This is a genomic window from Polynucleobacter antarcticus (genome assembly GCF_013307245.1).
In the GTDB taxonomy this organism is placed as follows: domain Bacteria; phylum Pseudomonadota; class Gammaproteobacteria; order Burkholderiales; family Burkholderiaceae; genus Polynucleobacter; species Polynucleobacter antarcticus.
In genome coordinates this window covers 606,446-626,867 of record NZ_CP028941.1, presented here as the reverse complement: position 1 = coordinate 626,867, position 20,422 = coordinate 606,446, and the positions used below count along the sequence as shown (strand labels likewise).

Annotated in this window: 18 protein-coding genes and 1 pseudogene; 14 read left to right on the top strand and 5 right to left on the bottom strand. The window is 40.7% G+C overall.

What is annotated here, in order from left to right:
* The first annotated feature begins 117 nt into the window (after positions 1–117).
* Genes DCO16_RS11260 through DCO16_RS03230 form a run of 3 tightly spaced genes read left to right on the top strand, consistent with a single transcriptional unit; the run spans position 118 to position 2,634 of the window.
* Positions 118–1,119 carry a zinc-dependent alcohol dehydrogenase gene (locus DCO16_RS11260; protein WP_254598085.1) on the top strand — a complete coding sequence of 334 codons (1,002 nt, stop codon included), beginning with the start codon at positions 118–120 and terminating at the stop codon, positions 1,117–1,119.
* 10 nt (positions 1,120–1,129) lie between these two features.
* Positions 1,130–1,531, top strand: coding sequence for a 6-pyruvoyl trahydropterin synthase family protein (locus DCO16_RS03235; protein ID WP_173942326.1), 402 nt, complete (start codon positions 1,130–1,132; stop codon positions 1,529–1,531).
* Positions 1,532–1,533: 2 nt separating this feature from the next.
* Entirely contained in the window at positions 1,534–2,634 is a 1,101-nt protein-coding gene (locus DCO16_RS03230; protein ID WP_173943749.1) for a glycosyltransferase family 4 protein, read from the top strand.
* On the opposite strand, the gene DCO16_RS03225 is transcribed toward DCO16_RS03230, so the two are convergent.
* Positions 2,631–3,449: a RibD family protein gene (locus DCO16_RS03225; RefSeq protein ID WP_254598084.1), complete on the bottom strand. Its 819-nt coding sequence runs from the start codon at positions 3,447–3,449 to the stop codon at positions 2,631–2,633. The genes DCO16_RS03230 and DCO16_RS03225 overlap by 4 nt on opposite strands.
* Before the next feature lie 143 nt (positions 3,450–3,592).
* On the opposite strand from DCO16_RS03225, the gene ribA reads away from it, so the two are divergent.
* Entirely contained in the window at positions 3,593–4,669 is a 1,077-nt protein-coding gene (gene ribA / locus DCO16_RS03220; RefSeq protein WP_217426689.1) for a GTP cyclohydrolase II, read from the top strand.
* A gap of 19 nt (positions 4,670–4,688) precedes the next feature.
* Here the strand turns inward: ribA and DCO16_RS03215 are convergent, their stop codons facing one another.
* Complete coding sequence (locus DCO16_RS03215; protein ID WP_173942325.1) at positions 4,689–5,234, bottom strand: cytochrome b; 546 nt, start codon at positions 5,232–5,234, stop codon at positions 4,689–4,691.
* Positions 5,235–5,822: 588 nt separating this feature from the next.
* On the opposite strand from DCO16_RS03215, the gene DCO16_RS03210 reads away from it, so the two are divergent.
* Positions 5,823–7,286, top strand: a complete 1,464-nt coding sequence (locus tag DCO16_RS03210) for a mechanosensitive ion channel family protein (protein ID WP_173942324.1) — start codon at positions 5,823–5,825, stop codon at positions 7,284–7,286.
* A 5-nt stretch (positions 7,287–7,291) separates the two neighbouring features.
* Here the strand turns inward: DCO16_RS03210 and DCO16_RS03205 are convergent, their stop codons facing one another.
* Both DCO16_RS03205 and DCO16_RS03200 read right to left on the bottom strand, forming a co-directional pair.
* Positions 7,292–8,566: a cyclic nucleotide-gated ion channel gene (locus DCO16_RS03205; protein WP_173942323.1), complete on the bottom strand. Its 1,275-nt coding sequence runs from the start codon at positions 8,564–8,566 to the stop codon at positions 7,292–7,294.
* 13 nt (positions 8,567–8,579) lie between these two features.
* Complete coding sequence (locus tag DCO16_RS03200) at positions 8,580–9,452, bottom strand: HD domain-containing protein (protein WP_173942322.1); 873 nt, start codon at positions 9,450–9,452, stop codon at positions 8,580–8,582.
* Between the two features lie 436 nt (positions 9,453–9,888).
* On the opposite strand from DCO16_RS03200, the gene budA reads away from it, so the two are divergent.
* Entirely contained in the window at positions 9,889–10,590 is a 702-nt protein-coding gene (budA, locus tag DCO16_RS03195) for an acetolactate decarboxylase (protein ID WP_173942321.1), read from the top strand.
* Positions 10,591–10,606: 16 nt separating this feature from the next.
* Here budA and DCO16_RS03190 read toward each other — a convergent pair whose 3' ends face one another.
* Positions 10,607–12,235 (bottom strand): methyl-accepting chemotaxis protein, encoded by a 1,629-nt coding sequence (locus DCO16_RS03190; protein ID WP_173942320.1) that lies wholly within the window; start codon positions 12,233–12,235, stop codon positions 10,607–10,609.
* 153 nt (positions 12,236–12,388) lie between these two features.
* Here DCO16_RS03190 and DCO16_RS03185 point away from each other — a divergent pair, with 153 nt between their 5' ends.
* The 8 genes and pseudogenes from DCO16_RS03185 (at position 12,389) to DCO16_RS03150 (ending at position 20,364) form a co-directional block, all read left to right on the top strand.
* The gene (locus DCO16_RS03185) at positions 12,389–14,638 is read left to right on the top strand and encodes a chemotaxis protein CheA (protein ID WP_173942319.1); all 2,250 of its coding nucleotides are present in this window, start codon (positions 12,389–12,391) and stop codon (positions 14,636–14,638) included.
* Positions 14,638–15,105 (top strand): chemotaxis protein CheW, encoded by a 468-nt coding sequence (locus DCO16_RS03180; RefSeq protein WP_173942318.1) that lies wholly within the window; start codon positions 14,638–14,640, stop codon positions 15,103–15,105. Before DCO16_RS03185 ends, DCO16_RS03180 begins: the two co-directional genes overlap by 1 nt.
* 457 nt (positions 15,106–15,562) lie before the next feature.
* A complete protein-coding gene (locus DCO16_RS03175; RefSeq protein WP_173942317.1) occupies positions 15,563–15,811 on the top strand; it encodes a hypothetical protein in 249 nt (82 codons plus the stop codon).
* Positions 15,811–17,010, top strand: coding sequence for a protein-glutamate methylesterase/protein-glutamine glutaminase (locus DCO16_RS03170; RefSeq protein ID WP_173942316.1), 1,200 nt, complete (start codon positions 15,811–15,813; stop codon positions 17,008–17,010). Before DCO16_RS03175 ends, DCO16_RS03170 begins: the two co-directional genes overlap by 1 nt.
* Positions 17,003–17,821 carry a CheR family methyltransferase gene (locus DCO16_RS03165; RefSeq protein ID WP_173942315.1) on the top strand — a complete coding sequence of 273 codons (819 nt, stop codon included), beginning with the start codon at positions 17,003–17,005 and terminating at the stop codon, positions 17,819–17,821. The genes DCO16_RS03170 and DCO16_RS03165 overlap by 8 nt, the downstream gene beginning before the upstream one ends.
* 51 nt (positions 17,822–17,872) lie before the next feature.
* Positions 17,873–18,961: an adenylate/guanylate cyclase domain-containing protein gene (locus tag DCO16_RS03160; protein WP_173942314.1), complete on the top strand. Its 1,089-nt coding sequence runs from the start codon at positions 17,873–17,875 to the stop codon at positions 18,959–18,961.
* 50 nt (positions 18,962–19,011) lie between these two features.
* Positions 19,012–19,746 (top strand): annotated as a pseudogene (locus tag DCO16_RS03155) (acetoacetate decarboxylase).
* Between the two features lie 60 nt (positions 19,747–19,806).
* A complete protein-coding gene (locus DCO16_RS03150) occupies positions 19,807–20,364 on the top strand; it encodes a YqhA family protein (RefSeq protein ID WP_173942313.1) in 558 nt (185 codons plus the stop codon).
* Positions 20,365–20,422 lie beyond the last annotated feature (58 nt).

Sequence of the window (20,422 nt, the reverse complement as noted above, 5' to 3'; positions counted from 1 at the left end):
CACTTATACTGTAAAAGTGACTTGTGTAGCATAGGCAGCATGTGCAGTATAGGATAGGGCGTTAATTTACACTTAAAGTGTCGATATTATTTACTTACAAATACCTAGGACTCTTTCGTGGCAGATACTTCAAGTAATTCTCCAGATACACTGGTCAGTCAGTCACTTTGGTATGTTGCTCCAGAGCGTGCGGAGTTGCGTACGGAAGTCCTTGGGCCATTAGCTGATGATGCAGTTCAAGTGCGATCTCTATTTGGAGCGCTAAGTCGTGGAACGGAATCCTTAGTCTACAGAGGGCTCGTTCCTGAGACCGAGTACACCCGTATGCGTGCACCCTTCATGGATGGCACATTTCCATTTCCAGTGAAATATGGCTATTCCAATGTGGGTCGTATCGAGCAAGGGCCGCCATCTCTCATAGGGCAATTGGTTTTTGCCCTTATGCCACATCAAACCCTTTATCAGGCAAAAGCCGATTCGGTATGTTTGATTCCAAGCGAGCTTAAGCCAGAGCGGGCTGTACTAGCAGCCAATATGGAGACGGCGCTTAATGCGGTCTGGGACGCAGCGCCAGGCCCAGGAGATCGAGTGGTGGTGGTTGGTGGGGGCGTCATAGGCTGCCTGGTCGCTTTTTTATGTGCTCATTTGCCTGGCGCTGAGGTAACGCTTGTTGATACTAACTCTGAGCGCGCCACCGTGGCGCATGCACTTGGCGCACAATTTTCCTTGCCCACATCAGCTCCGGTAGATAGTGATGTTGTGATTCATTGCAGTGGCACGGCATCTGGACTGGCTACTGCACTTATGTGCGCAGGCGACGAAGCTACCGTTCTTGAGCTCAGTTGGTATGGATCAGCCTCAGTGAGCGTGCCTCTGGGAGGGGCATTTCATAGTCGACAGATCCGCTTACAGTCCAGTCAGGTGGGACATATTTCCGCAAGTAGACGTCCACGCTGGAACTACCACCGTCGACTCAGTGCGGCCCTTGAAATGCTCAATGATCCACGTCTTGATGTATTGTTAACTCCCGCAATAGAGTTTAATAATCTACCTAGTCGCTTACCTGAAATCCTTGGGCAACAAAGTGATTCCCTCTGTTGCCTGATTCGTTACCCCTAAGGAGTTAGCCGTGTTTACAGTTGAAGTTCGAGATCACATCATGATTGCCCACTCTTTTCGTGGGGATGTCTTTGGGCCTGCCAAAGCATTACATGGCGCAACGTTTATAGTTGATGCTGCATTTATTTCAAAAGAATTGGATGTTAATGGCATCGTGATAGATATTGGTCGGGCGCTTGACGTACTTAAAGCGACGCTTCAGCCGTTAAATTACTCAAATTTAGATGAGAACCCTGAGTTTAAGAATATCAACACCACTACTGAATTTCTTACAAAGTATATTTTTGATCATCTAGCAACTGCCGCACGTAATGGGGATTTAGGTCGTGATGGTAAAGAATTACATGCAATTAGAGTGACTATCTCTGAATCGCACGTAGCACGAGCCTGGTATGAGGCAGCAATTCATTAAAACTGGGTGCTAGCGTTAAACCAAAACAACTTATCTTTGCATTTCCAGGGGATTTATCAACGCCTACCGGTGGCTACGCCTATGATCGACGAATTATCGAGGGGCTGAGAGATCTAGGTTGGCAGATTGAGTTATTAAGTTTAGGGTACGACTTTCCTTATCCTAGTCAAGAGACTATTGCCAAAGCTCGTCAGTTGCTACTGAATCTTAGGCTAGATATTCCAGTAGTGATGGATGGCTTAGCTTTAGGTGTCTTGCCCGAGATCGTTGCTGAGCTAGCAACACGTCATCCCATCATTGCGCTGATTCATCATCCCTTAGCTTTAGAGACAGGATTGAGTATTGAGCAAGCTGACATATTAAAGGCGAGCGAGGCTTTATCTCTTAGGCATGTTAAACAAGTGATCGTCAATAGCCCAACAACTGCGCAACATGTAGCGAAATTTCTCGGTGTGCAAGAACAGTCTATTCAAGTGGTTTTTCCGGGTACTGATCGACCGGTACTCATAAACCCCCCTGAAATATCCCCTCTCAGCCCCTCAGAAGGACTGCATCTTCTATCGGTCGGATCAGTGATCCACCGAAAAGGCTTCGATGTACTCATTGCAGCATTACAGCCACTGGCAGACCTACCTTGGACATTGTCAATTGCAGGAGATATAAGCCGTGATGATGTCGCCTTAAAAAAGCTTCAGGAAGATATCCACTATTTTGGTTTCAAAGATCGTGTCCACGTACTTGGAGTCGTGACTGCGGAGCACATGGAACTTTTGTATGGTCAGGCAGATATTTTTGTTCTGGCTTCACGATTTGAGGGTTATGGGATGGCCTATGCAGAGGCTCTTGCTAGAGGCCTACCCGTTATTGGTACGAATGCAGGAGCTATTTCTGAGACAGTACCCGCTGGGGCGGGCTTACTCGTACCGCCAGACGATATAAAAAGTTTAACAGCTGCTTTACGAAAGGTGATGCAAGACAGAAATTATCGTTTTGAGTTGTCGCAAGGGGCGCGTAAGGTAGCTGCTCAACAATCTACTTGGGAAGATTCAGCTAAACGCTTTTCAGAAATCATTTACAGCTTTGCATTCTCTGATGAGAATTAATCTAGCTTTAATCTTTGACTACTCAGGTCGCAATCAAAAAGCACTTCATTATTTAATACATGCGTTTGTATATTGAGGCGCGTAGCTTGGTCCATATGTTCGATAGCAGGTAGTTCAAAGCTAGGTCGACCAGATCCCATAATGATGGGGGCAATGATGATATGCAGACGATCTAAGCAGCCGGCTTGCATAAAATGGGATAAGGTAAATGCACCCCCTTCAATGAGAATACGTTTGAGACCCTGCATTCGAAGACTTTTTAAGATTGTTGCCGCTTCGATGCGACCATCCACCATAGGTAAAGTAAGCACTTCAACTCCTGATGGGGCGGAGACCTTTTTACCCTCTGCAATAATCCAGAGTCTTTTTGTACCATCTTCACGCCAGACTTGTGCGTCACATCCTAATCTTCCTTGGGGGTCAATCACAACCCGAGTTGGGTTCTTGCCACTCACTAGTCTGACATTGAGTTGAGGATTATCAGTTAACGCTGTGCCAACACCGATTACTACTGCATCAACTAAAGCACGTAATTGGTGCAAATGACTGAGGCCAGATGATCCATTAATGTATTTAGATTGACCTGTTATTGTCGCAATTCGTCCATCCATAGTTTGTCCAATTTGACCTATCACTGTCATGGAATCTAAAGAGGGGGCCCTAATCGGTTCAAAAATCGTCTGCAGTGCTGATTGAGGTAAAACATCAGCACTAAAAAAAGTGGTTAAAAAATTATTCCAATGATCATGAGCTTCCTCAGATCCAGAGGGTTGAGCAGTTTGTACCTGAGGAGGGTAGGGGGGAGGTGAGGCCATGGCGTAAAAACCCTGGTTATGGTTAGTGAAGCAACTGCCTGTCAAGAATAATTTACCATATGGTGTCATAATTTGCTTTGATGTAATCAAGAAAAGCAATTTTTTCAATAAACCCTTTTATAGATTTTTTAGTTAAGCCTACCGTGGCAATTTCCGACCCCCTCATTGAAGTTGACCGCGCAATATCTGAGTTGCGCCGTGGCGCTCCGGTTGCCTTGGTCGATGGAAAAACTAGCCTTCTTATTGTTGCTGCAGAGGCACTAAACCCGGACTCTCTGGAAATGCTGATGCGTTCCGGAGGTACCCCTTCGCTCGTTATTACGGGCTCACGTGCTCACGCACTTAAAATTGATCCAGCTAAGAACCGATTGATGAGTGCCATCTCTCATCCTCAGGGTCTCACAATCGATGTGATTGAATTTTTGGCTAATCCGCTTGTGTCCATGATGACTCATCCAGCATTAGATGGGTTGGTTGTTAGTGATGCTAGTGAGATAGAACAAGCATCAGTTCTCTTGTGTAAATTATCCCGTCTTTTACCTGCAGCACTGATTTTCGAGGATGCTATTGTGCCGAAAGATACCCTTGAAGTGAGTGCTGAAGCTATACGGTCTTATTTAACCAATGCTGCGCAATCGCTGATGCAGGTCAGTGATGCACAAGTGCCCTTAGAAAATGCAGAAAATGCTCGAGTGCTTGCATTTCGTCCTCGTGATGGCGGAGTTGAGCATTTAGCTATTGTCGTTGGCGACATTAATCCTTTGGAGCCCATATTAGTCAGATTGCACTCAGAATGTTTTACAGGGGACTTACTGGGATCCCTTCGTTGTGATTGTGGCAATCAGCTCAAAGGGGCTATTACAGAAATGTCTCGGGCAGGAAGTGGAATTTTGCTCTATCTTGCTCAAGAAGGACGAGGAATTGGTTTAGCGAATAAGCTGCGCGCATATCAATTGCAAGATGCTGGGTTAGATACGGTAGAGGCTAACCTGCAATTGGGTTTTGATTCTGATGAGCGGAACTATCTACCTGCTGCACAAATGTTGCATAAGTTAGGAGTTCACCGCATCAAACTACTCACTAATAATCCCCTTAAAGTGACAGCCTTAGCCGAGCACGGTATCGAGGTAGTAGAGCGGATATCCCATAGTTACCCTTCTAATAAGCACAATGACTTATACCTTCAGACAAAAGCTATCAAAAGCGGACATCTCTTTTAAACAAAGCAAGGTGTATTGATCACCGCTTAAACCACATTCGCTGAAAGACCCCATCCTTCTTAATCAAAAGATGGGTAAGTGCAGCAGTGGCATGAGCCGAAGCTATTCCCACTAATAGAAGAGCAAGGTAGCCGTGTATCTGGAAAAGCTGCTTAGCGAGACCCTCATCAGTGGGGATACCAGGCATGGCTGGCAGTTCAAAGCCTCCAACCGTAATTAACGCGGGATATGCTGTTACTCCAGCCCATCCCATTAACGGTACGATTAATAAAAGAAGGTAGAGAATGCCATGAACAGCTGAAGCTAGTTTAATGTTGGCCGGTGAAATACTGCTGGGATAAGCAGGTCGTTGGGAGTTTAGTTTGACAGCAAATCTCAGTATTACTAGGCATAAAAGAGTGAACCCAATGAACTTATGCCATGCATAAAGCGTGTTCGTGAGTGCATCCCATACATTTGCACCGGAACGCTCAGTCATCCAAATACCAAGAATAAATAAGATTAGGATAAAAAAAGCCGTAAGCCAATGCAAAAGGCGGGCCAGTAATGGATAGCTCTGTAGCATGAGTACCTCCTAATAGTTGCTAATAAATCTTAACTCTATCTTACCGAATCTAATTTTTTTTACTAAAAGTTATTTAAAAATGCTCAGTAAGGCCAAAATTCAATGAAGTCAATTTCCGATGGCTGCCAGCATGCTTTTTATGAGGTTAAATTATTCATCACTTGTAATAGTGTTTTGGGTAAGGCACTCACTCGCGATCAAAATATTGAATTTTGCAAAATCTCAATTTGTCGGCCATGAATTTAAGAACATGCTTGAGATTCTCATTAAACTATTTCAATTAATAGCAAATTATTGGGTACAGGCGACTACATGGTACTCACGAATTGATGCAGCGCTGTAAACAATAGATTATTGCGACAATACATCCCAAAAGTGGTCATCTACCATGCATGATAGGGGCTTAAAATGAGTAAATGGAAGCTAAATAGCCGACATCATCAGGGCACAGGATTTAAACCCTTCAGTGAAGCGCGTTACCAGTCGTACACTAGGTTGCACTTTGTGCTTGAATCCATGAAACTGTAACTTATTGATTATTATGATGATGTCAACCCAACTGTCAATTAAATAAGAAATTCACTAGCTATGACCCTTTCACACGAGAAAATTACAGCAGTTCCAAAATGGGCTTTAATTCTTCTTATTATTGCTAATATCGCCTTAGCAATGTATGCCTATACCTTAGGCAAAGTATTTGCTTTTGTCAGTGCTGACCTTAGTGATGGATTTGATTCCATAGGAATAGATCTTGTTGGCTTAATGCAAATTACATTGATTGCAGTAACTTTAGATCAAGCTTTTCGTCGCACTATCGTTAACTTAAATCGTGTCAATCCGCAGAAAAAGATACCTATTATTGTTGTGACTGCTGGTTCAATTATTATTCTCGCCCTAGTTGGATTGGCTGGCTTTATATTTCTCTTCGATCGAAACTTTACAAGTTTAATTGCCGCTTCAGGGGCAATTGGTCTTGGCTTGGGATATATCTTTCAGGATCGCATCAAAGATATTGTCGCTAGTAGTTCATTACAAATTGATGGACTTGTAAGCTTGGGTGATCATATCGTTATTTTTGAAGGCGATAATCGTATTCCAGAGACTTATCAAGTGGTACAGATGGAGCATCGACTGATCACCCTAAGTGATACTACGCATGGCCTCATTAAACAGTTTTATAACAATAAATTTTTAGATTTAGATTACATTAACGCAACCAAGCAGGATCCGGGCCGCGGTTTTCGTCGTGAATTCACGATTGCCTTAAGTGCACATTGCGATTGCGAAAAAGTAACTTCAATTTTAAATCTCGCTATGGATTGCGTTGTAAGTAAAAATACTTTTTTCCAGCCTTGGCACCTTTGTGCTGCGACAGAGATTAATCATGGCCAAGTTACTTATCGGGTACGCTATGAGTGTTCCCCCAGAACTGACTTGCCCAAAGACTTTACCAACAGCTTGGTACTCAATACCATCATGCGTTTTCTAAAAGCTGGTGCAGTAGACTTTACTGATAATCCTAGCAAAGCCGGTGCTGATTTAGATTTGAAAAACCGCCTTTTAGCCTTTGCATCGCTTGGATTTTTAGTGGTACTCAACGAAGAGGATTTGGATTATTTAGCAAAAAAATCCACCTTCAAGCGTGTTGCAAAAGATGAGCAATTAATCGTTTCAGGACAAGAAGCTCAAAGCATGTTCTTATTGCTTGAGGGCTGCCTAGAGGTCAAAATATTAAACGCAGATGGCATCTTAGTTACTGTTGCCTCAGTCTGGCCAGGTGATATTGTTGGTGAGATGTCGCTTCTAACTGGTGCACCACGTTCAGCAGATGTTTTTGCACTTACATCTGCATTGATGATAGAGGTTAAGAAAGATGATATTTTTCCGATTTTAGAAAGTCGTCCTGAGTTAATCAGTCTTATTTCAGATATCTTAGTAGAGCGCCAAGCTCAAAACGAATTAGTTAAAAATACTCGTGAACAAGGCTTAACCTCACATAGCAAAAGCAAGGCTCTTAGTAAATTAATTCTTAAATTTTTCTTTAATGAATAGAGAATCTAGTTGCTATCAGGTGAAGAGGACTTGCGTAGGTTGTTGATAGATTCAATTTTATTTTTTAGATCAACATGTTTAGAGATTAAAGTATGGAAGTCATGTAAATCTAAAACTAAAAATCGTGAGTTTTGAGTTGTCTTGATGCTGGCATTACGCTTGCGATTTTCTAAAAGACCTGCTTCACCAAATACGTCCCCTGATCTCAGTCGGATGGGAGTTGGGGGTTTTGGAAAGATCTGAATCTCTACCTCTCCATCGGCTATGAAGTAAATAGCATCTGGCGCACTATGCTTTTTAAATACTGTGGCTCCAGCTGGTAGGACCTCTGCTTTAAGATAATGCGTAATATCTTTTATGCAATTCGCATCAAGGCCTGCAAATAATTCTAAGTTGGAAATAATGTGCCAATTATTTAATTGTTCGCGGTGTTTCAGTTCATAAGCAAAGCCACTTGCAAGAATACCGGCAGGTATAGCTAGCGTACCAATTCCAACTAACATTGCAACACCGCCAATTACTCTACCAATAGAAGTCATAGGAATAATATCGCCATAACCAGTAGTGGTCATTGTTACAATTCCCCACCACAATGCAGAGGGAATGGAGTTAAATACTTCAGGTTGAACGTTGCGCTCTACTAGATACAGTATTGTCGACAGTATTACGATCAATATCGCCAATGTTATGAAGGTAGCGCTTAGTATTTGGCGCTCTTTTTTTAAGACTGCTGCAATAATCTCAATGCCGTGGATATAGCGACTCAATTTAAGGAGTGCAAAGACAATCAAATAGCCTTCCCAGGCGCTTGAATTACCGCTTATAAGAGTAAATAGCCCACTTAAAATAACTAAAAGATCAATCAACCCTAAAAAGGATATTCCATAAAATAGGCGGTAATGATGAGTACGAATGTATTGCTCAAATTCTGCATTATTTTCTGGCAGATCGGGGCAGCTATCAGGAGCTGTCCACAGGCGCAAGAGATATTCAAGAATAAAAATGAATAAAATAGGGATAAGCAAAAATTTCACATTATCGGCTATCCACAGGATCGACCAAGCTTCAGACTGAAAAATTCGTGTGCTGGCAGCAAGCAGGATGCTAATTACCAATATGCTACTGATGAAGCTCTGGAGCTTACTGTAACGCGCTTTAATATTCCTCGTTACAAGATAATTACCACTAAAGGCAGGCAGCTGCCCGTTAAGAGCAAAGTAAATAACTTGACGATCACTAAGCTTAATGTCTGGGGAGTGGTGAAATGATAAATCCGTCATTTTGTTATTTTATCTATGGATGTGTGGAGAGGGTGATTTGTAAAGCCTGGGGGATACGCGCCTCTATAGATTGTGGACTAACGAAAGAAAGACTTTTTAAGAATTGTAGATAGCCTGCATGCGTTGTCAGAGCCATTGATTTTTCAGGGTAGTTAATCCGCCATTCCTCAGCCAAACGCTGAGCCAAAGTGAACCCATGGTTTGGCAATACACTCGATGCTAAATCTGCCTCAACTAAAAGCATCGACATACAATCAACATGCGATCTTGATTCTTTAGATACTTTTTCTAGCAAGGCCTTGTAATACGCATGATCAGTTGCCAAAATCCAAGGCGATATCTGTCCCAGGACATCACTGATTCCTATCTCCAAATGCATTGATTGAGATAAAAATGTATCGAGTAAATCAAGACTTCCTTTTTCTAATTCATAAGGCTTTTTATTGATTAATCCTGGATGACCTAAGTCATGAGAAATTGCAGCAATGAGTAATAGCCATTTCTCTTCCTTACATGCATACCAGGGACTGGTTAATTGGGATTGATCGCACCAGCGCTCTTGTTGCATCAGCAAATAGGACAACATCATGCATACATCCATAAAGTGCCTACGTGAGTGAAAGGCGGGCTCTGGATGGAGTGTAGATAATCGATCAATTTCTGCAGCCAAATCAAGTGCTAATTGCTTAAGAGGATTATTCTGAAAATCCCATTGAATCCATAATGGCGATTTTAGTATTCCATCTATAAAGTCCAAAAAATTATTTGAATGTATTTCCACTGCATTTTGAATCAACTCAACTTCTTTAAACTCACGCACTGTGTGCTTAGTGTCTAAAAAATTGTTGATAGTCGATTGAAAAATTGTGGAAGTGTTACTGGACATAGTGATTAACTTAGAATTCACATTTAAATGGATCAAACTTTATTTTAACCAGTTCCTTGATTTGAAGATGTTGAAACTGGCCACCACTCAATTAGCACTACTTGAATGTAATTATGAGTATTTTTTCTTGAAAGTATCAATTAGGGCTGCCTTTAAGCGAATCTAAGGGACATGTCGTTTAAACTAGCCTATGTAATATTGGCTTTATGAGTCTGAACCCGATATTTGATCCTGCTCTTTTGTGAGGCAGTGATATTGCCGAAGCCCGGGTGAGGATTAAAAAGAGCTCTTAAGGATATGGGGCAGAATTTTTTGATTCACTTGTGCAATGTGGTAAAAATGTTATCTTAATCAATAATAAGAGACATTCGTTTTTCGACCCTCAACTGTAGAAGAGCACTTACTATAAAAGTCTTGAATTTCATTATCTAATCTTATGCCAACTTCCCTATATATATCCTCTCCCGTCAATGCTTTGGTAGAGGGCATTTTTAGGGAGGATAAGACAATTCAAGATTTACTAAATCATGGCAATTTTGGGATAGGTACGATCAACGATTTTGATGGTGAAATGATTTTGTTAGATAGCATCTCTTATCAAATTCATGGTGATGGTGCCGTGACTGTGAATACTCCTGATACATTGACGCCTTATGCTTGTGTTACTCAGTTTTATCCAACTCAAGAGCATATTCTCGTCGGTGAAAATAGCTACGATAATTTTTTAAAAATTTTATCGAACATGCTGATATCAAAAAACCTGATTTTTGCTATCTGTGTTCATGGTAAATTTACTTACCTCAAGACACGTTCTGTTGAAAAACAAAGCGCATATAAGACGCTACTTGATGTTACTCATGGGCAACAGGAGTTTGAATTTACTGACATCAGTGGCACTTTGGTAGGTTTTTGGACGCCAAACTTTATGCATTCAGTCACTGTTCCTGGTTTTCATCTACACTTTATCAGTGATGATAAAAAATCGGGGGGTCACCTGCTTCATTGCAGGACAGAGAAAGTCTCTATCCAAATACAAGCCATTGATAGTGTAGTAATGGATTTACCCCATACCCCTGAATATTTAGAGGCAGATCTAAATCGCGATCCTGGTGAAGATCTAGCTAAAGCAGAACACTAGTTTAATTAACGAGCGCTCAGCATTCAAATTTAGCAACTAAATCTTTCAATGTTGCGGAAACTCTAGCTAACTCAGCAGATGAGTTTTGAATATCAGATGAGCCTGATGAAATTCCCTTTGCAGCAATGGCAACACTCTCAATGGTCTCTGTAATTCTGGTAGAGCTATCTGCGGAAGTAGAAATATTGCGAGAGATTTCACTCACTGTTGCTGCTTGCTCTTCTACTGCGGTTGCAATAATGCTAGAGATGTCATCAATTCTATTAATAATCTGTGTAATCTCATTAATAGACTCGATCGCACCCTTTGCGTCTGCTTGGATAGCATTAATCGATTGACCAATCTCATTGGTAGCCTTCGCAGTGGATCTCGCAAGCTCTTTGACTTCATTAGCAACAACAGCAAAACCTTTACCCAGCTCACCAGCGCGAGCTGCTTCAATCGTTGCATTGAGGGCCAATAAATTCGTTTGCTCTGCAATATCAGCAATCACAGCTACTACTTCACCAATTTGAATGCTGCTACTATTGAGTTTAGACATCTGTTGATTTGTATTATTTGCGATGGTCACTGCCTGATTAGCAACACGGGAAGCTTCCATGGCATTAATAGAAATTTCACGAATACTGGCGCTGAATTCTTCTGCTGCTGTGGCAACAGATTGGGTATTTTGACTCACAATCTCTGATGATTGTGCCACCTCATTAGCTTGTGAGGAGGTCTCCTCTGCATTAGCACTTAGCTGAGCGCTGACCATAGCCAGCTCTTCAGAGGATGCGCTTATCATGAGGGCATTGCCACTAATCTCTTGAATGGCATTGCGTAAATTATTCTGCAGAGTTTTGACGGCGATTGCAATTTGACCTGTTACCCCGACATAATCTAATCCCACTATTTCATTATTCAGCTTGGATTCAGCTAGGGCATCTAGTGATTCTCTAGTCTTATTCAAAGGACTAATAATAGAACTTCTTAAACGTATGCCAATAAATATACTCAGTAAAACGGCAACTATAATAGTGATGACGGTTGTTAATATAGCGGTATGCTTAGCTTCAATTGCCTTGTCATAGGATATCTGTGCGCCTTCGAGTTTGGCCGCTACAAAATCCTGAAGATTTTTGTTGATGCGTGGCTTAAAGCCTTGATATTTTTCTCCAAAAAACATTCCTATGGAGCTCGTTGAGGAGCTTTTATCCAAAATCAGAATTTGCTCAATGGCAGTTAAATATGTTTCTAAATCTTCAACTACTTCATTAAATTCAATACGTGTTGAAGACCGTATGATGTTAACTTCAACCCTTTTTTTAGTTTCCTCTAGGGCGGTACGCAGTTTTTCAATTTTGGCCATCGCATCATCACGCTGTAGCGATGCTTCAGCTTTATCAACAAAGCTAGAGGCTAGAAGGTAGCGGCCCAATTGGTTATCTATTTCTACTGCCTCTAGCTGAAGCTGTTTGGCATCTCCTACGCCTTGCGCACCTTGCAAGTAGATTTGGCTCGCACTGTTGCCCATTACCTGATAGCCGTATAAGGAGATACCACCGACTACAACAGTAAAAAACAGGATCAGACCAAAACTGACTTGCAATTTGGTTCTAACTGTAGATTTTCTTTCAAATCGGTCTAATTGGGTGCGGAACATTCGTTATGACTTCCTTAAGGGCATACATACGTTACTAAAGCTGGGGCTTGATGCAGTACTAATCGTGCAATTATCCATCAATATAGGCTAATATCTCGATAATCCACATTCTATCCGCTCAATTCAAATAAATGCCTATCACTATGAGTTTTCATGGGAATTAACGACGAAATCCTCGTGGAGTTTATTCTTGAAGCTCGGGAAATTATCGACCGGCTAGATGTAGACTTTATCCGACTGGAGGAAAACCCGAATAACTCCCCTCTTATTGGCGATATTTTTCGGGGTTTACACACTCTCAAGGGTAGCAGTAGCTTTTTCTCTCTGAAGCGCTTAGAAAAGCTATCTCATGCGGGTGAGACCTTATTGGGAGAAATTCGCTCAGGTCAAACAACCTTAGATACCACTCAATCTAATCTATTGCTAAAAATGAATGACATTCTAAGACTCATTATTGAGGATTTAGAAACGAACCATACGGAGCCCGCTGGAGATGATCAAGAGCTAATAGCAATGTTGTTGAATGAGGCGCATGCCAAAACTCCTCAGGTTAATGAAGCTGCTCCAACATACGTAGATGAAGTAGTTACAGTAATTGAAGCTAAAGATCTGGATGAGGAAGTTAAAGAAGTCGAGTCTCTAGAGGTATTGATCCAGCCTCAAGAGCCTTCGGATATTTTGACTGGAGGCGCTTCAGGGCAAGAGGTAGTAGTGCCTGTGAAAGTTAATCCAGAGGTTTTAGATAAGCTGATGAATATCGCGAGTGAAATGGTCTTGGCTCGTAATCGACTTTTACCTTTTTCTCACCAGTTAAGTGATAAGTTATTCACTAGTGCTGTCCGAAGTATTGACCTTCTGACTCTGGAGCTACAAGAGCGCATGATGAAAATGCGCATGCAGCCCATTTCACATATTTGGACTAAGTTTCCGCGCTTAGTTCGTGACGTTGCCGCTGAATGCGGAAAGAATGTACGGCTTTTACAAGAGGGCGCAGAAACTGAGCTAGATCGTATTTTGCTCGATAGTATTCGTGATCCTCTGATTCATTTAATACGTAATAGTATTGATCATAGTATCGAGATGCCTTCAGATCGCCTCAAAAAAGGCAAATCAGAGGTAGCATATTTAGTATTACGTGCCTCCCATCAAAATGGCATTGTCATTGTTGAGGTCATTGATGATGGAGCGGGGGTTGACTACGAGCGCGTAAGACAAAGAGCAATCACTAGAGGGTTAATTGACTCAGATAAGGCAAGCGCTCTTACTCATCAAGAGTTAGTCGACTTAATATTTTTACCAGGATTCTCTACTCGGGATACAGTAAGCAATCTCTCCGGTAGGGGTGTCGGCATGGACGTTGTGAAAAGCAATATTGACAATATTGGCGGTAGTATTGAAATCACCAGTATCCCGCACCAAGGAACGCATGTTAAGTTAAAAATACCTCTTACCTTAGCAATTTTGCCAACCTTATTCGTATGCTCTGCAGACGAAATTTTTCTGATTCCTCAAAATCGTATTTTAGAGCTAGTACGTTTTGCCCCTAATGAAGCTAATAATGGTGTTGAGGACTTTTATGGAACGCCCACCTATCGTTTGAGGGATAAGTTAATTCCACTCTTGTTTTTAAGCGAGCAGTTGGGCCTAGAGTGCTCTTTGAGAAAGCCACATCAAAAACTATTTGTTGTGGTTCTTGATTTTAATGGCACTATTTTTGGCTTAGTGGTCGAAACAGTTTTGAATATTCAAGATGTAGTTATTAAGCCCTTGGGTGAGCTATTAAGGGATATGTCGAATTTTGCCGGGGCAACCATTATGGGAAATGGCCAGGTAGCCCTAATACTCGACGTGGACGGTATCGCTAGAAAATCTGGCCTAGTTGAGCGCTTGAAGCTCAATCCTATTAGACAGGATCAAAGCTATATACCTACTGTTGAAAAGATGCTCGCAGTATTACTTTTTGAAATTCCAGGCCTGAATAAAATAGCCTTACCACTAGACGCTATTGAGCATATCGTTATGCTAGATCCTACACAAATTCAGCAAAATGGTAGTAGACAGGTGATTTATTTTAATGATCAGTTGATGGATTTAGTCTGTGTAGAGCGCTATGTAAGTGGGGGGGCAAAAAATTTAAATTTATTAAATACCAAGGTTCCAGTGCTCACCTGCAATTATCGTGGCCGCCTTTATGGGCTTGTAGTAAAACATGCGACGGATATTTTAGATGTGCCCGCAAAACTGTATGAATTATCGTCTCCACAAAAAGGGCTGAATGGAAGCGTGATTTATAACGATCTGGTAATCAACATGTTAGATTTAGAAGAGATTTTAACTATGCATAATATGCAAGAAGAAGCTACTCAATATCCCAATATTATTGATATGTACGTCCCAAATTAATGATTGAGCGCTCTTACCTTGCCTTTAAAGTTGGCCCCTACCATCTAGGAATCCCCTCTGATGAGCTGATTGAAGTGAATCGAAATTTAAGTTGCACTAAGGTACCCGGTAGCCCAAAAATGATTCGGGGTATCTTAAATTTACGTGGCTTAATCATGCCAGCTATTGATATAGGAGCTTATTTAGAGATTGCTGATGCAAAATCTGAGTCGTTTTGTATCATCTTAAAAGTTCAAGATAACTTTATTGCCCTAATGGTGGACTCTATCGGAGATATCTTGACCTTTAAGACGGATGAGCTTGTTCTCCCACCAGCCGATTCCAGTGGACAGTTTGAAGAGGCTATTTTGGGAGCCTTTCGCTTAACTGAGGGCCTTTTGATTATCTTGAGTACGTCAGCATTAGCTCACAATGCCCAAAATCCTAGTATCCATAGCATCAGTGGAGCTCATTCCCTGCTCGTTTAATCGCCTATTTAAGGTTTTTAGCTACTATCGCTATTACATTTTCAGAAAGCTAATGCACGATCAGCTACTACTGGTCTGCAGTAAGCCAATTCCCCCTAAAAAATTCTCACTTTAATAAGCTCTGACAAGAATTGGGAGTTTAGAGGCTCTTTTTATGTCTGAAGCAGAAAACCAGATTATGGCATTGCAGCAGACCTTAGCTTGCTAGCCTATTTTTTCAATTTACGTAAAAATTACTTTGGTTAGGAAGATGCCCTTTTTCGGGAATTCTAGAATATAGGTTGTTAATAATTTGGTATAGTAAGTTAAGAAATTCATGGGCTTTTAGCAATATGTGATGTTTTGTATCAGTGTTTTTAATTTGTATATCAATCGGTCATTTTAACGTGAGCCTCACCGATTTTTTCGAGGCCAAATTGTTGTTGTAATTAATTTTCGGATGAGATTGAATTTATCAATGCAGCTTAAAGCAAACACAGCCCCTAGTATTCTGTTTCAAGATTGCTTACTTATTCTATTGGTGGAGCAAGTGAACAATTCTATGGAAGTAAGTAAAGTAAGTAAAGTTTGCATTGAAAAGTTAGCTGGTAATTTAGTTGTTAACGCTCAGAAGAAAATTATTTGGGCTCATACTCTGGTTGATGAGTTGTTGTCCGTCTTAGATGCAAATAAGATTATCTCTAGCGCTCGGCTTTTGCAAAGCTGATGAGCTTGATTCCTATTAAGAATGGTTTGGATAAAGTTCGCGTCCTCATAGTTGACGATTCTGCGGTAATGCGTAAGATTATCGCTAGTGCTTTGCAAAAAAATCCTGATATTGAAGTGGCTGGTTTTGCTAATAACGGAATCCAAGCAATTGAGTCTATTGCTACTTGTTGCCCCGATATCATTACCTTAGATATTGAGATGCCAGAAATGGATGGGCTGACTGCATTGAGAGAAATTCGTAAGACACATAAATATTTACCAATCATTATGTTTAGCTCTATGACCCATCAGGGAGCACAAGCTGCTGTAATGGCGTTGACAGCTGGAGCAAGTGATTACGTTGCAAAGCCTTCAAAAGGCGGTAGTGTGGATATTGCCTTTCAAGTTTTAGAGGCTGAACTAATTCCTAAAATTATTGGGTTAGCTAAGCGGGCAAAAACCCGTATTGCTAAGGAGGCTCTCAAAGAAATTTCTACCCCCATTAGCTCTCAAGTTAGCCCGGTAATGGTCCAGTCCTCAAAGGCTCATTCACCAATAAAAAATACGTATGTGCAGACTACCTTGTCTCCCATAAATCATAAGCCCACAGGACAAATCAATAAACCAGTGCAAGCAGTCTGCATTGGTGTATCTACTGGTGGGCCTATGGCTTTGATGCAAGTATTTGGCGCATTTACAGCCCCGCTTGATGTTCCTATTTTTATAGTTCAACACATGCCTGCTGATTTCACGGCATTACTCGCAGCTCGTTTAACTGCAACTAGCGTAATGACTGTTAAAGAAGCCGAAGAAGGAGAAGTTGCTTTGCCTGGTATGGTCTATATTGCTCCAGGCGGTTTTCATATGACTGTGGCAAGGCCGGGCATAAAAACGATTATTCATTTAAATACGCAGCCCCCTGAAAATTCTTGCCGCCCAGCAGTAGATGTTTTGTATCGATCTGCTGCTGAGGTATACAGGGATGGTGTGTTGGCAGTGATATTAACGGGTATGGGCTACGATGGGCTTAAAGGTTCTGAAGTTATCAAATCTAAAGGCGGTCAGATAATTGTTCAGGATGAGGCAACCAGTGTTATCTGGGGTATGCCTGGAGCTATAGTTCAGGCTGGAATTGCAGACGCTGTTTTACCAATCGATAAAATGGCTGAAGAGATTAACTTCAGAGCACGCAAAGTGGGGATGCTCGGACGTGTCTAAAGAAAGCTTGCCGCAGTTTTTTACGCTCATAGAGAAGCAAATTGGCATTGCTTTAGATAATACAAAACAATATCTATTAGAGTCTCGACTGCAACCCTTAGCAAAGCAGGGCGGCCATGCCGACGTTTATAGCTTTATCAAGCAATTAATTCAATCACCAGTGGATTCATTGCATCGCCAGGCATTTGAAGCATTGACAACTAATGAAACTTCTTTTTTTAGAGACAACCATGTCTTTAATGCCCTCAAATCAACCATTCTTCCGGGTTTAATTGAATCGCGTCGCGTAGATAAAACTCTCAGAATATGGAGTTGTGCCTGTTCTTCGGGGCAAGAAGCAATTAGCATAGCCATTCTGATTCGGGAATCTTTTCCGGAGCTATATGACTGGGATATTGTTATTAATGCTACAGATATCTCAGAATCAATTTTAGAAAAAGCAAGGTCTGGTATCTATAACGCAATGGAAGTACGTCGTGGACTTGATCCTATTTATACAGAAAAGTACTTTACTAAACTTGAAAATGGTAACTTTCAAATTGAGCCCTCTATTAAGAAGATGATTCATTATTCAGCGCATAACTTAGTAGGGGCATGGCCATCTTTTTCTAAATTTGATTTGATTCTTTTAAGAAATGTATTGATCTACTTTAATCAAGAAGTAAAAAACAATGTTTTGAAAAAAATTAAACAGCAACTCAGGCCAATTGATGGAATACTAATTTTAGGGGCTGCTGAATCAATTTATGCTGACGATTTATATAGATTGCAGTCACTTGAAAAAATTACATACTATAAGGCTAATAAATGAATATAGGCTTGGCATGGAAACAGAAATAATTTCTCAGGAACTCCTTACTCAATGATTGATTCTACTTTTTCCGCCTTCAATATATTAGTTGTCGATGACAGTCGCACCCTCAGAAAAATTCTTATTCGCGAACTCAATACACTTGGTTTCAATAATATTTTAGAGGCTGCAGATGGGCTGGAAGCCATCGAAGTTGTTCGCTCTAAGGCAGTTGATCTGATGTTGCTTGACATGGAAATGCCTGAGCTCGATGGTCTAGGCGTTTTATCTGAGCTAAAAGCTGACCCTGTTTATAAATCTTTGCCAATCATTGTTATTTCTGGGGCAGAGCAGTTTGAAAAGACAATTAAATGTATTGAAATCGGTGCCGAGGATTACTTACCGAAACCATTTGATCCTATTTTATTGCGGGCTCGGATTTTCTCATCTTTAGAAAAAAAGCATTTACGTGATCTTGATCGCCAACATCTAGAAATGTTAAATCAAGAGAAGCAATTGCTTGAAGTTGAGCAAATGAAAACAGAAAAGCTCATGCTTAATATCTTACCTAAGCCTATTGCTGAGCGCTTAAAGAAAGGTGAGAAAAATATCTCTGGTAGTTATCCTGACGTCACTATTTTATTTAGCGATTTAGTCGGCTTTACTAAGATGTCCTCTACAACCACGCCAACCAATTTAGTCAAGTTGTTAAATGATTTATTTACTCGGTTTGATATTCGTGCAGAAAAATTAGGTTTAGAGAAAATTAAAACAATCGGTGATGCTTATATGGCTGTTGGCGGGATACCTATCCCTCGCTCTGATCATGCTGAAATTTGTGCTGATATGGCTATTGGGATGTTTGAAGATTTGACTAATTTTAATCAAGAAAATAATGCTGAATTAAATATGCGTATTGGTATGAACTCTGGTCCAGTGGTGGCTGGAGTCATTGGTTTTACAAAGTTTTCATATGATTTATGGGGTAATACTGTCAATGTGGCAAGTCGGATGGAGTCAACGTCTTTGCATGGCAGAATTCAGGTATCGCCGGCTACCTATGAGGCTTTAAAAGATATCTTTATCTTTGAAGATGGCGGTCTGATGGAATGTAAAGGCTTGGGCGAAATACGAACGCATTTGCTAGTTGGAAGAAGCTAGGTTTTAAGCCAGGCTTAATGGAAATCGTTATCTATAACTAATTGTTAATTATGAATATTAAAGACATCAAAGAAAATGCTTTTGCAATGCCTTTGGCTAATCCAGCTTACCCAAGAGGCCCTTATGAATTCCGGGATCGCGAGTATCTTATTGTTACTTATCGTACGGATCCATTAGCCTTAGCATAAATTCTTCCTGAGCCATTAATTGCTCCAGATCCCATTGTGATGTTTGAATTCATTAAGATGCCGAATTCAACTGGGTTTGGAGACTACACAGAATCTGGTCAGGTTATTCCAGTAGTTTTAAACGGAGAAAGCGGCTCTTACATTCATTCAATGTACTTGGATGATGAGTCACCGATCTCTGGCGGACGAGAAATTTGGGGTTTTCCTAAAAAGCTGGCCAATCCAAAAGTAAGCCATGAGGGTGAAGTAATCGTAGGCAAGTTACATTTTGGTAGCGTCCTTTGCGCTACTATGACAATGGGGTTTAAGCATAAGGCACTTGATAAAGCCGCTGTTGAGGCCTCTTTGAAAAAGCCAAACTTTGTACTAAAAATTATTCCTCATGTAGATGGAAATCCTAGAATATGTGAGTTAGTGCGTTATTTTTTGCAGGATATAAGAGTTAAAAGGGCATGGACGTCGCCAGGAGATTTACAGCTTTTTTCTCATGTTGTGGCTGATGTTGCAAAATTGCCTGTAATAGAGGTACTTTCAGCAAAACATTTTATTGCTGATTTGACACTAGGCATGGGAGAAGTAGTTTACGATTACTTGTAGTATTAAGATCCGGATTAGTATGTTTCCTACCATCAGAATTTTTTATCGGAAAGTTCAATAATGTCCTCGAATCATCATCATGTAGATAACCAACGTGACCCATCTGGTTATCTTGAAACAGCGATAGAAAAAATTATTTTTAGAAGCCGTTGGATATTATCAATTTTTTATTTAATACTAGTTGCTACCTTGCTATTAGTTTGCATTAAGTTTTTACAAGAATTTTTTCATCTAGCAACGACGTTTTGGGGCGCAAGCGATGCAGAATTTGTAACGGGGGTTTTGCAAATTGTTGATAAAACTTTATTAGGAAATTTACTTATCCTGATTATCTTTTCTGGTTATGAAAACTTTGTCTCGATTATTGGTACCGCTAGATTTAATCCCGATAGACCAAAATGGATGGGTGGCGTTGATTTTGCTAATTTAAAACTTAAACTCATTGGCTCTATTGTTGCGCTTTCTGGCATAAACCTTTTAGCTTCATTTTTAGAGATTGAAGGCGTCAATAAAGATAATCTAGGTTGGATGGTTGGGATACATATTACTTTTGTTTTTACCGGCTTAATATTTGCTTTATCTGAAAAAGTAATGCACAGTAATTCAGGACATGAATGATCTGTTAGGGAAAAAACTTAATATTTAAAAGTATCGTAATGCTGTAAGTAGTTTCTGC